Here is a 13,861-nt window from a genome sequence, read left to right on the forward strand (position 1 = left end):
GCACATGGGAGACGGGACGCGGAGCGGTCCGTTCGAGAAGCAACACCCCGACGAGGCCCTCGTGCGGTTCATCGAGACCGAGGAGGTCGTGACCACGCGGGAGGTCGCGGATCGCTTCGACTACCACCTCCAGACGGCGCGGCGGCGGCTCAACGCGCTCCACGACGAGGGCGTGATCGAGCGCAAGGACGTCGGCAAGCGGTTCGTCTGGTGGATCTCCGACGAGTCATCGACCCGCGGCTGAAGTCGTGAGGGTCGTCCCGCCCGCGTCTTTACGGAGGGGGGCGGCGATAGCCCACGCATGGCCGATTCGGTGTCCGACCTCGACGGCGCGGGCGAGGTGGACGACGACAACCCCTACGTCACCGACCCCGACCTCGACTTCCGCGACGTCGGCGATCTGGACGAGGAGGAGGCGCGCGAGCAGGTCGAATACCTCCGCGAGGCCGTGCGCTTTCACGATTATCGCTACTACGTGCTGAACGATCCCGTGATCGCCGATCGCGCGTACGATCGGCTCTTCGAGCGCCTCCGCGAGGTCGAAGAGACCTTCGACCTCGAAATCCCGGACTCCCCGACGCGGCGAGTCGGCGGGGAACCCGTGGAGGAACTGGGGACCGTCGAGCACGTCGTCCCGATGCTCTCGATCGACTCCAGCGGCGACGCCGACGACGTCCGGGACTTCGACGAGCGTGTCCGGCGCGAACTCGACGGCGCGGACGTCACGTACGTCTGCGAGCCGAAGTTCGACGGTCTCTCGATCGAGATCGCCTACGTCGACGGGCGGTACGAGCGCGCGGCGACGCGCGGCGACGGCGAAACGGGTGAAGACGTCACCGAGAACGTCCGCACGATCGAGTCCGTCCCGCAGCGCCTTCGAGGCGACCACCCGGACGTCCTCGTCGTCCGCGGCGAGGTGTACATCCCGAAGGACGCCTTTCAGGCGTACAACCGCGAGCGCGTCGAGCGCGGCGACGACCCGTTCGCGAACCCGCGGAACGCGGCCGCCGGCACCCTCAGGCAGCTCGATCCCACCGTCACGGCCGAGCGGCCGCTCGACTGCTTCTTCTACGACGTGCTGGCCGCGTGGGACGCGGAGGCGTCGGGTGCGACGGACGGTGGAGCGGGCGACGGGGACGACGCCGTCCGCGAGGCGTGGAACGGCGGCGACGCGAGTACGGCAGAACTGCTCGACGCGCTCCGCGAGCGATCGTCGGCCTCCGCGGGCGGCATCGACGCCGGGATCGAGGGTCTCGACACCCACTGGAACGAACTCGGGCGATTCCCCGACTGGGGGCTGAAGACGAACGAGCGCGATCGGCGCGTCGCGGACATCGAGGCGGCCATCGACTACCGCGACGAGCTACGGGGGGTGCGCGAGGACCTGAACTACGAGATCGACGGCACGGTGCTGAAAGTCGACGACCGCGCGCAGTGCGAGCGCCTCGGGATCACGTCGCGCTACTACCGGTGGGCGTACGCCTACAAGTTCCCGGCGCGGACGGAGGAGACGACGATCACCGACATCGTCGTGCAGGTCGGCCGGACCGGACGGCTGACACCCGTCGCGCTCCTGCAACCCGTGCAGGTCGGCGGCGTGACGGTGTCGCGCGCGAGCCTCCACAACCCCGAGGAGATCGCCGACCTCGGCGCGAACATCGGCGACGAGGTGCGCATCGAGCGCGCCGGCGACGTCATCCCGTACGTGGACGAGGTCGTGGGGAAGCACAGCGAGGGGTCGTTCGACTTCCCGGAGACGTGTCCGGTCTGCGGGAGCGACGTCGAGTACGACGGCCCGATCGCCTTCTGCACCGGCGGGCTGGCCTGCGACGCCCAGCTCGTCCACGCGCTCGACTACTTCACCGAAGTCCTCGACGTCGAGGGCGTCGGTGAGGCGGCCGCCGAGCAGCTGGTCGAGGAGGGGCTGGTGAGCGACGACGTCGCCGACATCTACGACGTCGACGCCGAGGAACTGGCCGGGCTGGAGGGGTGGGGCGAGACGAGCGCGCAGAACCTCGCGCGCGAACTCGACGCCGCGCGCCACCCGCCGCTCGGCGACTTCCTCGCCGCCATCGGCATCCCCGAGGTCGGCCCGACCGTCGCCGCGGACCTCGCGAGCCACTTCGGCGACCTCGACGCGTTCCTCGACGCCGATCCCGACGACTACGAGGACGTGGACGGTGTCGGCCCGGTCGTCGCCGGGCACATCGCGGAGTTCCTCGACAACGAGCGCAACCGTCGCGTGATCGAGCGCCTGCGCGACGACTCCAGACTCGGCGAGCCGGAAGCGCCGGAAGCGATCGAGGCGGGCGACGAACTCGCGGGCGAGACGTACGTCTTCACGGGGAGCGTCGAGGGGTGGACGCGCGACGACGTACGGGAACTCGTCGAGCGCCACGGCGCGAACGCGACGTCCTCGGTGTCGTCCAACACGGACTACCTCGTCGTCGGCGAGAACCCCGGGTCCAACAAGCGCGACGCCGCCGCGGAGCACGACGTGGCGGAACTCGCCCCCGACGACTTCTTTGCGATGCTCGCGGAGCGCGGCGTCGACGTCGAGTCGCGGCGATAAGTGCTTTAATGCGTCTGCGGTCCCTACGTGGGACAAATGGTACTCGACGACCTCGGGAGTTCGCTCAGGGGCACGCTCGACTCGCTCCGGGGGAAGTCCCGTATCGATGAGGAAGACGTCGAGAAGGTCGTCAAGGAGATCCAGCGCTCCTTGCTGCAGGCTGACGTCGACGTCTCGCTCGTGATGGAACTCTCGGACTCCATCAAGGAGCGCTCGCTGGAGGAGGAGCCGCCGGGCGGCACGACCGCGCGCGATCACGTCCTGCGCATCGTCTACGAGGAACTCGTCGACCTCGTCGGCGAATCGACCGACCTCCCCTTAGAGGAGCAGACGATCATGCTCGCCGGCCTGCAGGGGTCGGGGAAGACGACCACCGCCGCGAAGATGGCGTGGTGGTTCTCGAAGAAGGGCCTGCGCCCCGCGGTCATCCAGACCGACACCTTCCGCCCCGGCGCCTACGAGCAGGCGAAGCAGATGTGCGAGCGCGCCGAGGTCGATTTCTACGGCGATCCCGACGAGGACGATCCCGTCACGATCGCCCGTGACGGTCTGGAGGCGACCGCCGACGCGGACGTCCGCATCGTCGACACCGCGGGCCGCCACGCCTTGGAGGCCGACCTCATCGATGAGATCGAGGAGATCGAGTCCGTCGTCCAGCCGGACCGCTCGCTGCTCGTCCTCGACGCCGCGATCGGGCAGGGCGCGAAGGACCAAGCCCAGCAGTTCGAGGACTCCGTGGGGGTCTCGGGCGTCGTCATCACGAAGCTCGACGGCACAGCCAAAGGTGGCGGTGCCCTGACGGCCGTCAACGAGACGGACTCGACCATCGCGTTCCTCGGCTCCGGCGAGACGGTGCAGGACATCGAGCGCTTCGAGCCGAGCGGCTTCATCTCCCGGCTCTTGGGGATGGGCGACCTCAAGCAGCTCACCGAGCGCGTCGAGCGCGCGATGGAGGAGACCGGGGAGGAAGAGGAGGACTGGGATCCCGAGGACATGCTGAAGGGGGAGTTCACCCTGAAGGACATGCAGCGGCAGATGAGCGCGATGAGCAACATGGGTCCCCTCGATCAGGTGATGGACATGATCCCGGGGATGGGCGGCGGCCTCATGGACCAGTTGCCCGACGACGCGATGGACGTCACGCAGGACCGGATGCGGAACTTCGAGGTCGTCATGGACTCGATGACCGACGAGGAACTCGAGAACCCGCGCGCCATCGGCGCCTCGCAGATCCACCGCATCGCGACGGGATCCGGACAGGGCGAGGAGACCGTCCGCGAGCTCTTGGAGCAACACAAGATGATGGCCCGGACGATGAAGCAGTTCCAAGGGATGGGCGACGGCGACATGCAGCGCATGATGCAGAAGATGCAGGGCGGCGGCGGCGGCGGTGGCGGCGGCATGGGCGGCATGGGTCCGTTCGGCGACTAGAAGCCTTTTCCCCCGTCCGGTCGCATCTCCCGGGGTGCGCCGACGCCTCCGCTCGCTGGACGCCCTCGCGGCGACGGCGGCGATCTGGTTCCTCGCGAAGTCCCTCCGGTACGCGTTCCCCCCGCTGTTCGGCACGCTGAGCGCGCGCTACGGGGTCTCGAACGCGACGCTCGGACTCGCGTTCACGGCGATGATGCTCGTCTACGCGCTCTGCCAGTTCCCCGCGGCGCGCTCGCCGATCGCGTGGGTGCGGCGCGAGTGATCGCGCTCGGTGCGGGTGCGGCGGCCGTCGCCGCGCTCGCGCTCTGGGGCGACGTCCCCGCTCTCGTCCTGTTCGGCGCGATGGTGCTCATCGGTGCGGGCACGGGCGTCCACAAGACCGTCGCGGTCGGCCTGCTCTCAGCGGTGTACACCGAGCGGACCGGCCGGGCGCTCGGCATCCTCGACACCGCGGGAGCGTTCGGCGGCGTCGCCGCGCCCGCCGCCGTCGCGTTCTGCCTCGCGTCCGGGCGCGTCACGTGGCACGCGTGCTTCCTCGCGGCCGGGGTCGTCGGTCTCGCGCTCGTCGCGCTCTCCTACGGGCGACTGCGGGCCCGCGAGCCGACATCGACGGCCGCGACCGACGCGCGCGTCTCGCTCCGGCGCTACGCCGCGCTCTTTCGTGACCCCGCGTTCGCCGGGTTCGTCTGCGTCACGGTCGGGTTCTCCTTCGCCTACAACGGCGTCGTCGCGTTCCTCCCGCAGTACCTCGAATGGGCCGGACTCGCGCCCGCGACCGCGAGCGCCGTCTACGGCGGGCTGTTCGTCGTCAGCCTCGTCCAGACCGTCACGGGCGACGTCGCCGACCGAGTGGGGGCACTCCGCGTCGTCGCCGGCACGCTCGCACTCGCCGCCGTCGGGCTGCTCGCGCTCACGCTCGGCGCGGGCGGGTTCGGACTCGTCGGTCTCGTCGGATCGGTCGTCGTCTTCGGTCTCGGGAGCCACGGCTTCCGGCCCGTCCGGGGCGCGTACCTGATGGCCCTCTTGCCCGAGGACGTCGCGGGCGGCGGTCTCGGCGTCGTCCGCACCGTCCTAATGGGGGCTGGCGCGCTCGCACCCGGCGTCGTCGGCGTCCTCTCGACGCGCGCGGGATTCGCGGCCGCGTTCGACGTCCTCTGCGTCGCGCTCGCGGTCGCGGCCGTCGGCGCCGGCGCGCTCCTCGCCGCGGAGTGAGGGATCGAAACGGCCGGGATATTTTACGGACCGCCGCGTCTGGTATCGGTGTGAGCATCCGCGACGTCGCCGCCGACGCCTACCGGGAGGCCGCACCGGCGCTCGTCGCGAGCATGATCGGGGGGCTCTTCTCGGGCGTCGTCCTCAGCGGGATGCGCGCCGAACTCCGCCTCGTGCCCGGTCTCATCGTCTGCGTGCCCGCGCTGCTCGCGACCCGCGGAAACGTCTACGGGTCGCTCGGCGCGCGCCTCGCCACCGGTCTCCATCAGGGGCTGGTCCGCCCCCACTTCGAGGCCGACGATCGACTCCTCGCCGCGGGGGCGGCCGCGATGGCGAACGGTCTCCTCGCCTCCGTGTTCGCCGCGGTACTGGCGTTCTGCGTGCTCCTCGCGCTCGGACGCGAGGTCGCGGGTCTCGGCGTCCTCGTCGCCGTCGCGCTCATCGCTGGTCTCCTCTCCGGACTCGTCCTCACGGGCGCCGTCGTCGCGGTCGTGTTCGTCGGCTTCCGCCGCGGGTACAACCCGGACGCGCTCGTCGGCCCGCTCGTCACCACCATCGGCGACGTCTTCGGTCTCGCCTTCCTCGTCGTCGCCGTCCGACTCGTCCTCGAGGTGAGATAGATGCCGGAGGAGTGGACCGTCTCGGCGATCACGCGCGCGACCCTCCCCGTACTGCTCGGCCTGACGGCCGTCGAGATCGGGAGCGGTCTCGTACTCGGGAGCTTCGAGAACACCCTCTATCGACACCCGAGCCTCCTCGTACTCGTCCCCGTCACGATCGGGACCGCGGGGAACCTCGGGAGCATCCTCGCCTCGCGGCTCTCCACCGCGCTCCACCTCGGGACGCTCTCCTTCGATCCGAGGGACGACGACCTCGCGGGCAACGCGCTCGCGACGGTCACGCTCGCGCTCAGCGTCTTCCCCGTCGTCGGCGCGGGCGCGTGGGGAGCGACCGTACTCACGGGCGGCCATCCCGACCTCAGCGTCCTCACCGTCGTCGCTGTCTCGCTCGCGTCCGGCGCGGCGCTCGCCCTCCTCGCCGTCGTCGTCACCGTCGCCGCGACGTACGCCGCCTACCGACTCCGACTCGATCCCGACGACGTCGTCATCCCCGTCGTCACCAACCTCTGCGACGTCCTCGGCGTCGTCGTCCTCTTCGCCGTCGTACAGGTGCTCGTCGCCTGATCACTCGGCGTCGTCGATCGGTTCGCCCTCCTCGGTCTCGGGCGCGAGGGAGGCGATGAACGCATCGACCGAGGGTTCGTGCACCGTCACCTCGACGTGGATATCGCCGAGTTCCGCGGGGCTACCCACGGAGAAATTGACGACGCCGCGGAACGCCGCCTGCTTCTTCAGGTCGAAGGCGAAGCGTCCTCGTCGCGTCCGTCGAGGAACGCGGAGCGCGCGGTGTCGAGGATGCGCTGCTCGAAGAGCGCCTCGCGGAACGCCTCCAGCTCGTGCGTCGAGGCGACGACCGCCTCGGGACCGACCTCGATATCGGCGTTCGGAAAGAGCGTCTCGACGGCGCGCGCGACCCGATCCGGGACCTCCGTCGGCTGGACGGGCGCGCGGATCTCGACGTCGACGCTGTAGACGGTGCTCACGCGCCCGCCTCCCGGAGGAGTTCGCGCACGCGGTCGTGGAACGCCTCCAGCGTGCCCGTGTTCTCGATCGTGACGTCCGCCGCATCCATGGCGGCGTCCATGCCGAAGCCGCGCTCGCGCTCGTCGCGCTCGCGCAGGCTCTCGCCACCCTCTGCCTTCGAAGCGTCGCGCCCGCGGACCCCGAGGCGCTCGCGGCGCACCTCGAAGGGCGCGTGGACGTTCACGAGCAGGAAGTCGTCACCGAACGCCTCCTCGAAGCGCTCGACTTCCGCGTCCGAGCGGATGCCGTCGACGAGCACGACGTCGCCGTCGTCGAGCGCGTCCTCGATGATCGGGAGCGAGCGCGTCGCGATGGCGTCGACGCCGCCCTCCTCGCGGAGCGCGCGCGCCACCTCGCCGTGGTGGGTCGCCGGATCGAGTCCGCGCTCCTCGCACGCCGCGCGGATGACGTCGCCCATCGTCACCACGGGAACGTCGAGGTCCGCCGCGACCGCCGCCGCCTCGCTCTTCCCGCTCCCCGGGAGACCGACGATACCGATGACAGTCATGGGGGCAGATAGCCGCGACGGGCGTTTAAAGCCAAGCATCCGGCCGGAACGTGCTACGCAACACGTCCGACGGTGCGGCAGTGGACCCGGTGTCGTCAGCGTACCCACCGCGAGCCGACGGCTCGCGGGCAATTTTCTCCTCCGGGAGACCTTCGGCCTCCCCGATCCCACGCTCGCGTTGCTCGCGTGGACCGTGTTTCTGGACCGAGGGAGAGAAAGACGGGCTAGAAGCGATAGAGCGACGTGACGTACGGGAGCCGATCGAACATCCAGATGGCGACGGGGAGACCGATGACCGTGACGGCGAGGAAGGCCGCGACGTTCGCCCAGATGAGGCTCGCCCACCAGCCGACGAGGGCGAAGTAGACGGCGCGACGGGGGAGACCGTGCTGGCTTCCGCCGGCCGCGGCGTCGAGGTCGCGGGGCTGTTTGAGCGTGAGCGCGGTCGGGACGAGGTTGATGAGGGTGATGCCGATCGGGATGCCGACGACGGTGACGTTGCAGAGCCACGCGACGTTCACGAGGATCGGCGTCGCCCACCAGCCGACGACGACGAACCAGAGGGCGCGAGTCAGGAATGAGCGCTGTTCGGCCATACGTGAGCGAAGGAGTGGCGAGAGGAAAAGCGTCGGTGGCCGCCGCAGTCAGCCGAGGCCGAGCCAGCCCAGCAGGTCGAAGCCGAGACCGGTGGCCTCGACGACGCGATAGCCGATGTAGATGCCGATGATGCCGACGACTCCCGGCAGCGACGGCGGTGCGGGGAGCGGCACGCGGAGACCGGCGAAGACCACGCCGGTCGCGACACCGACGAGGAGAGCGGCGACGACGAGTGTCGTATTCATGCGCGACGGGAGGGAGAGCGCGATCAAAAGAACGCCGAAGGACGACGCGTGGGCGCGATGATCGTAGCGGCCCACGGCAGGCGGATCGCGGTATGGTGTACTCGCGCTCCGCGCGAGTTTCACCGGTCGTCTCCGGCGACCGGCCTTTTTCTCCCGTGTTTTTGCGAGGAGTGATTCCCGCAGCGAACGGAGTGAGCGAGGAAATCCGACGAGGAAAAAGACGGACGGGCACGGAGGGATTCGAACCGCGGTCGGACGTGCTCGTACCTGCGCGCGACCTCACTGCTTCGAATCCCACGTGCCGTTTCGTCGCTCGCGCCGCTCGCGACAGAAACGGGCACGGAGGGATTCGAACCCCCGCGCTTCTGGTTAGAAGCCAGACGCTCTATCCGAGCTGAGCTACGTGCCTACCGACTCGTACGTCGGTAGGGACAAAAGGCGTTCGGGACGGCTCTCACAGGAGTTCGGCGACGTTCTCGAAGTTCCCCCGACAGAACGGACAGCGGTAGTTGGTCCCGAATCCGCTCGGCTGTGGGACGGTTCGAGCGCGGAGTTCGTCTCGGGCGATACCGCGGTCACAGTTCGGGCATGCGAGCGTTGGCATGTGTTATACAATAACACACAGGGGCTTAAATCATACGCCCGATCCGCACACGGGGCGCGCTGGCGAACAGTCTTAACGCCGGGTGCTAGACGTGTGGGCATGGAGAGTGAGACGACCGAGCGGGTGACGGACGAACTCGTCCGGGTGTACCGCCGGTATCTCGGCGAGCCGGAGCGACTGGTGGACGTCTACGTCGGGTTCGGGCTGTTCTTCGCGGGCGTGACGCTCGGCGTCCTCGGCGCAGTGGTGTTCGGGTGGTCCTCGACGGTGCCCGCGAGCGTCCTCTTCCACTGGCAGCTGCGCGAGGTCGCGGGCACGCTCGCGCTCGTCGGGCTTCCCGCGTTCCTGCTGAGCATCCCCGTGTTGCTCCCGGTCGATCGCCGGGCGATGTACGCGGCCGGACTCGGCGCCGTCGTCTGCCTCGTCGGCGTCGGCGTCTTCGTCGCGAGCTACCCGAAGCACTGGAACGTTCAAGGAACGGCCGATTACAGCACACTCGGCGTCCTCGTCTACTCGGTCGGGCTGGTCGTGCTCGTCGGCGCGGGCGGTGCGGGACTCGTCACCGACCGCGTGGAACGCGCGCGGCAGGCGGGAAGCGCCGCGGTCGGTAGCGGTGGCGGCAATGGCGGAAGCGACGGCGGCACGGCGAGCGCCGAAAGCGAGGGGACCGTCACCGACGAGCAGGTCGAGCGCGACATCGAGGACGCGATGTCGACCTCCGAGCTCTCGTGGGGCGGCGTGGAGAAGACGAAGACGACGCGGCTGAATCTCGGTACCGGGGGCGAGGAGGAGGAGGTCGAGCGCTCGAATCTCACGCCCGAGAACGCGAACGTCTCGCGCAGCGAGAGCGTCGATACCGCGGTGAGCGGCCTGCAAAAGCTCCGCGGCAACGAGGAGCCAGAGGAGGCGACGGGGGAGGGCGCGGACGATCAGGTCGCGGCACTGCAAGAACTCCGGAAGAAACAGCAGGCCGAGGAGGTCGCGACCGCGGACGGCGAGGGTGTCGTCGATCGCATGAAGTCCTTCCTCGGGCGCTGACGTGGGAGAGGAGGATATCGACTCGGTGGCCATACTTTTAAGTCGGCAGATTTCGACCAACAACCATGGCGAAAGGTCTCGACGTCGGCACGATGAACCTCATCTCCGCGCGACAGGAGGGCGCGGAGACGGTGTTCGTCCAGCAGCGCAACTCGTTCGTCGAACTCGACTACAGCGATATGGCGGACCAGATGCTCTCGCGCAGCGACGTCCTCCACATCAAGAAGGGCGATAAGGTGTACGTCGTCGGCGACGACGCCCTCAACTTCGCGAACATCTTCAATCGCGAGACGCGGCGTCCGATGAAGGCGGGCATCCTCTCCTCCGACGAGAAGTCCGCCATTCCGATGATCAAGCTCATCCTCCAGCAGGTCGTCGACGAGCCTCAACACCCCGGCGAGCGCCTCTTCTTCTCGACGCCCGCCGACCCCATCGACTCCGATCTCTCCACGCTCTACCACCAGAAGACCCTCGAATCCATCCTCGGCGACATGGGCTACGATCCCGAACCCATCAACGAGGGGATGGCGGTCATCTACAGCGAACTCGCCGAGAACGACTTCACCGGCCTAGGAATTAGCTTCGGCGCGGGGATGACGAACGTCTGTCTCTCCTACTACGCGGTGCCCGTCATGCGCTTCTCCATCGCCCGCGGGGGCGACTGGATCGACGAGCAGGCCGCGCGCGCCACCGGCACGCCCGTCGATAAGGTCACGACGACGAAGGAGGACGACTTCCACCTCGACTTCACGAGCGACGTCGGCGGCATCGAGGGCGCGCTCGGCATCTACTACGAGAACCTCCTCGATTACGTCGTCGAGAACGTCGTCGAGGAAGTCGACGAGGAGGACGTCGAGGAGGGTCTCGACGTGCCCGTCGTCGTCACCGGCGGCACCGCCAGTCCGGACGGCTTCGAGGGTCTCTTCCGCGAGCGCCTCCGCGAGGCCGACATCCCCTTCAGCGTCAGCGGCGTCCGCCGCGCCCGCGAGCCCCTCTACAGCGTCGCCCGCGGCGCGCTCGTCGCCGCCCGCTCCGAGGAGGGCGAGCGCGAGGCGGAGGAGGCGGAGGCAGCGGACGCGGCGAGCGCCGAGGAGTGAGAGGCTACTCGTCGTTTTCGCGCCCGTAGCGCCGCAGGATCGACGCCCACGACTCCTCGTCGGCGCGTTCCGGCGGCGAGAGATCCGCCGGCACGTCCGCGAATCCGCAGTCGTCGCAGACGACCGCGCGCGCGCCGTCGAAGACGAGCGCCTCTAAGTCGCCACCGCAGCGCGGACACGTCCCCGGCGCGTCGTCGCGGTCGTTCGCCATCTTAACGGTAGTGTTTGAACAGGAGCGCGCGCACGTCGTCGCGCGTCCGCGCGTGCTCGCTCGACCCGTCCGGGAGCGTCACGACGTACTTCCCGTCGCTCGAATCGACCTCCTCCCACGCGTCGTCGTGTTCCTCCAGCAGCGCCATCATCTGCCGTAGCGGACTCCCCGACGGTCCGGACGGCGACGCGTCGTCCGCGACCGCCGTCGCAGTCGTCGTGCCCGCACCCCCGCTGTCGCGCCCGGAGTCGGCCGCCGACGCGTCCTCATCGGCATCGGTCTCCTCGTCGGCATCAATCCCCGTGTCCGCGCTGCCATCCGCTTCCTCGCCGCGATCCCCTCCCCCATCGATGTCCGCCGACGCCCCGCCCGCGGCGTCCGGAGTCGCGTCGGCGCTCGCGCTCGACGCGGCGTCCGCGTCCGCGTCCGCGTCCGCCACCGCCGCAGCGGCCTCGTCCGGCGACAACGGCGCTTCCCCGCTCGTCTCCGGCATCGACGCCGTCTCGTCGTCCGATCCGGTCGTTTCGACCGGCGTCACGCCCGGGGCGTCGACGAGCGTGTCGTCGCCCGCCACGGACGGTTCGTCGTCGGCCGCCGCGCCGTCCGCCGCGCGCGACTCGACGTCCGGAACGAGGTCGTCGGCCGGCCGCGTGGCCTCGTGTCGGTCGATGAGGTACTGGAGCGCGTCGCGCGGACGCATCGCCCCGTAGCCGTCGAGGTGCTCGTCGGCCAGCGCCTCGCGCAGCTCCTCGAGATACTCGGCCTGCGACGCCCCGATGTCGAGTTCCGCCATACCCGCACGGGGGCGACGCGGCTCCAAATAACTAGGCGTCAGCGAGCGATCAGGCGAAGTAGTCAGCCGTGGTCGTCTCGCGCATCGCGCGCACCGCCCGGAGGTACTCCTCGCGGCCGCGTTTGTCCTCGTTCGCGGCTCGAACGCGGGCGCGGGCGTCGGAGTCGGCGAGCACGTCGATGAGCGCGCACGCCGTCACCTTCGCGGGCGCAACGTACGCCATCTCCTCGTCGACCGCCGCGAAGTCGTCAGCGTGGAGCGCGCCCTCCCAGCCGCCGGTATGCGGGTGGATGCCCGCGACGACCTGCGTCACGTCGCCCATGTCCGTCGAGCCCGTCGTGTGATGCGGCGTCGCATCAAGCGCCTCCTCACCGAGAACGCGTCGCACACCATCCTCGTAGGCGTTCGCGAGCGTCGCACTCGTCTCCAAGGGGAGATAGCCGGGGTAGTCCTCGATCTCGATACCGCCACCGACGGCCATCGCACCGGATTCGAGGGCCCGATTCACGTCCTCGTTCGCGTCGAGGACGGCGTCGACGGACGCCGCGCGCACGTACGACTCGGCGCGGACGTCGGCAGGAACGACGTTCACCCCGCCGCCGCCCTTCGTGATGATCGGGTGGACGCGGACGTGGTCCTCATCGGCGAACGTCTCGCGTTGGGCGTTCACGGCGTTCAGACCGATGTTCGCCGCGTTCAGCGCGTTGACTCCGTCCTCGGGGGCCGCACCCGCATGACTGGCGACGCCCTCGTAGGCGACGGTCTTCCCGAGGAAGCCGTTCGTCGTCCCGCGCGTGCGCACGGAGCGCGCCGGCGTGTCGCCGTCCGCGTGGATCATCGCCGCGCAGTCGACGTCCGCGAAGTAGCCGCGCTTGATTAGCTCCTGCTTGCCGCCGAAGAACTCGATATCGCCGGCGTCGACGAGGGTGCGACGGTATTCGAGGTCGAGGTACTCCTCGGCGGGGACGCCGATGAGTTCGACAGCGGCGTCGAGACCGTCGAGGACGTCCGTCTCGGCGAAGGCGTAAGCCGCACCGAGGAGGTTCGTCAGTTGGGCATGGTGCCCGCACGCGTGGACCGCACCCGTCTCGGGATCGGCGAGCGGATGCGCGGCGTTCACCAGCGCGTCGAGTTCACCGAGGACGGCGGCGACGAACTCGCCGTCGCCGACGCGCGCCCGCGCACCAGTCACCGCGATCTCCGTCTCGACGTCGAGACCGAGATCTTCGAAGGCCTCGGCGACCTTGCGCGTCGTCGCCGTCTCCTTGTAGCCCAGTTCCGGTTCGGCCTGCACGTCGCTCGCGAACGCCACGAGGTCGTCCGCCCGCTCGTCGATGGCGGCACAGGCGGCGTCCTTCAGCGCGGCCGTCTCCGTGTCGTCGAGTTCGGAAGTCACAAGCGTACGACACGCCGGACCGGTGATAACGATGTAGGTCCGCGGGTGATACCGTCGGAATCAGATGATCCCCTGCGCCGAGAGGACGATCTGGGCGACGATCGCGGAGCCGAAGAAGGTGCCCAAGAAGACGAGGCAGGCGACGAGGATGAGCTTCCACGAGACCTCCCGCATCCGCTGGACCTGCAACGCGACGGAGAGACCGGCGTACGCGAGGATCGGCGTCGTCGTCGCGAGGAAGTTGATCGGTTTCGTCAGCCCGACGACCGTCTCCTGCACCGGCGAGTACGGGAGCGAGAGGCAGAAGGCGATGATCATGCGTAGGCGAACGCCGGGAGTTCGATCGGGGCGAATCGCGCGAGCAGGAGGCTGGCGAGTCCGATAACGATGATCAGCGCCATTCCGGGCGCGGCGGCGACGATGCCGCCGTCGTAGCCGATGCGGTTCCCGACGAGCGTGATGACGCCGACGACGACGAGCATCAGGAGCGCGCACGCGGTGAACTCCCGCGTTT

The 13,861-nt window shown here is 69.3% G+C and carries 14 protein-coding genes, 1 tRNA gene and 3 pseudogenes; 8 read left to right on the forward strand and 10 right to left on the reverse strand.

What is annotated here, in order from left to right; translation table 11 throughout:
• Nucleotides 1-4 precede the first annotated feature (4 nt).
• The 6 genes and pseudogenes from AOZ13_RS00430 to AOZ13_RS00455 all read left to right on the forward strand — a co-directional run bounded on the left by AOZ13_RS00430 (nucleotide 5) and on the right by AOZ13_RS00455 (nucleotide 6,399).
• A complete protein-coding gene (locus AOZ13_RS00430) occupies nucleotides 5-244 on the forward strand; it encodes a DeoR family transcriptional regulator (protein ID WP_020222179.1) in 240 nt (79 codons plus the stop codon).
• 57 nt (nucleotides 245-301) lie between these two features.
• Nucleotides 302-2,572, forward strand: a complete 2,271-nt coding sequence (ligA, locus tag AOZ13_RS00435; protein ID WP_020222180.1) for an NAD-dependent DNA ligase LigA — start codon at nucleotides 302-304, stop codon at nucleotides 2,570-2,572.
• A gap of 36 nt (nucleotides 2,573-2,608) precedes the next feature.
• A complete protein-coding gene (locus tag AOZ13_RS00440) occupies nucleotides 2,609-4,003 on the forward strand; it encodes a signal recognition particle protein Srp54 (RefSeq protein WP_021779510.1) in 1,395 nt (464 codons plus the stop codon).
• Between the two features lie 34 nt (nucleotides 4,004-4,037).
• Nucleotides 4,038-5,215 (forward strand): annotated as a pseudogene (locus AOZ13_RS00445) (MFS transporter).
• 50 nt (nucleotides 5,216-5,265) lie between these two features.
• Nucleotides 5,266-5,835, forward strand: coding sequence for a magnesium transporter (locus AOZ13_RS00450; RefSeq protein WP_020221877.1), 570 nt, complete (start codon nucleotides 5,266-5,268; stop codon nucleotides 5,833-5,835).
• The gene (locus AOZ13_RS00455) at nucleotides 5,836-6,399 is read left to right on the forward strand and encodes a magnesium transporter (protein WP_020221876.1); all 564 of its coding nucleotides are present in this window, start codon (nucleotides 5,836-5,838) and stop codon (nucleotides 6,397-6,399) included.
• Here the strand turns inward: AOZ13_RS00455 and AOZ13_RS00460 are convergent.
• The 6 genes and pseudogenes from AOZ13_RS00460 to AOZ13_RS14290 form a co-directional block, all read right to left on the reverse strand.
• Nucleotides 6,400-6,818 (reverse strand): annotated as a pseudogene (locus AOZ13_RS00460) (RNA-binding domain-containing protein). It abuts the gene before it with no gap.
• Nucleotides 6,815-7,366 (reverse strand): AAA family ATPase, encoded by a 552-nt coding sequence (locus AOZ13_RS00465; RefSeq protein ID WP_020221875.1) that lies wholly within the window; start codon nucleotides 7,364-7,366, stop codon nucleotides 6,815-6,817. The pseudogene AOZ13_RS00460 and the gene AOZ13_RS00465 overlap by 4 nt, the downstream one beginning before the upstream one ends.
• Before the next feature lie 224 nt (nucleotides 7,367-7,590).
• Complete coding sequence (locus tag AOZ13_RS00470; RefSeq protein WP_020221874.1) at nucleotides 7,591-7,962, reverse strand: YccF domain-containing protein; 372 nt, start codon at nucleotides 7,960-7,962, stop codon at nucleotides 7,591-7,593.
• Nucleotides 7,963-8,010: 48 nt separating this feature from the next.
• Nucleotides 8,011-8,208, reverse strand: coding sequence for a XapX domain-containing protein (locus AOZ13_RS00475; protein WP_044957710.1), 198 nt, complete (start codon nucleotides 8,206-8,208; stop codon nucleotides 8,011-8,013).
• A 334-nt stretch (nucleotides 8,209-8,542) separates the two neighbouring features.
• Nucleotides 8,543-8,617: transfer RNA gene (locus tag AOZ13_RS00480), tRNA-Arg, on the reverse strand.
• A gap of 45 nt (nucleotides 8,618-8,662) precedes the next feature.
• Complete coding sequence (locus tag AOZ13_RS14290) at nucleotides 8,663-8,812, reverse strand: hypothetical protein (RefSeq protein WP_020221872.1); 150 nt, start codon at nucleotides 8,810-8,812, stop codon at nucleotides 8,663-8,665.
• 99 nt (nucleotides 8,813-8,911) lie between these two features.
• Between AOZ13_RS14290 and AOZ13_RS00485 the strand changes: the two genes are divergently transcribed.
• On the forward strand, nucleotides 8,912-9,850 hold the full coding sequence (locus AOZ13_RS00485) for a DUF7139 domain-containing protein (protein ID WP_020221871.1): 939 nt from the start codon (nucleotides 8,912-8,914) through the stop codon (nucleotides 9,848-9,850).
• A 65-nt stretch (nucleotides 9,851-9,915) separates the two neighbouring features.
• Nucleotides 9,916-10,947, forward strand: coding sequence for a disk-shape morphogenesis protein volactin (locus AOZ13_RS00490; RefSeq protein ID WP_020221870.1), 1,032 nt, complete (start codon nucleotides 9,916-9,918; stop codon nucleotides 10,945-10,947).
• Between the two features lie 4 nt (nucleotides 10,948-10,951).
• On the opposite strand, the gene AOZ13_RS00495 is transcribed toward AOZ13_RS00490, so the two are convergent.
• The 4 genes and pseudogenes from AOZ13_RS00495 to AOZ13_RS15530 all read right to left on the reverse strand — a co-directional run.
• Entirely contained in the window at nucleotides 10,952-11,158 is a 207-nt protein-coding gene (locus AOZ13_RS00495) for a hypothetical protein (RefSeq protein ID WP_020221869.1), read from the reverse strand.
• A gap of 1 nt (nucleotide 11,159) precedes the next feature.
• A complete protein-coding gene (locus AOZ13_RS00500; RefSeq protein ID WP_021779514.1) occupies nucleotides 11,160-11,951 on the reverse strand; it encodes a hypothetical protein in 792 nt (263 codons plus the stop codon).
• A 49-nt stretch (nucleotides 11,952-12,000) separates the two neighbouring features.
• Nucleotides 12,001-13,347: an amidohydrolase gene (locus AOZ13_RS00505; protein WP_020222487.1), complete on the reverse strand. Its 1,347-nt coding sequence runs from the start codon at nucleotides 13,345-13,347 to the stop codon at nucleotides 12,001-12,003.
• 60 nt (nucleotides 13,348-13,407) lie between these two features.
• A pseudogene (locus AOZ13_RS15530) lies at nucleotides 13,408-13,861 on the reverse strand (hypothetical protein); the annotation flags it as partial.

Origin of the sequence: Halarchaeum acidiphilum MH1-52-1, assembly GCF_000474235.1 — an archaeon.
GTDB lineage: Archaea > Halobacteriota > Halobacteria > Halobacteriales > Halobacteriaceae > Halarchaeum > Halarchaeum acidiphilum.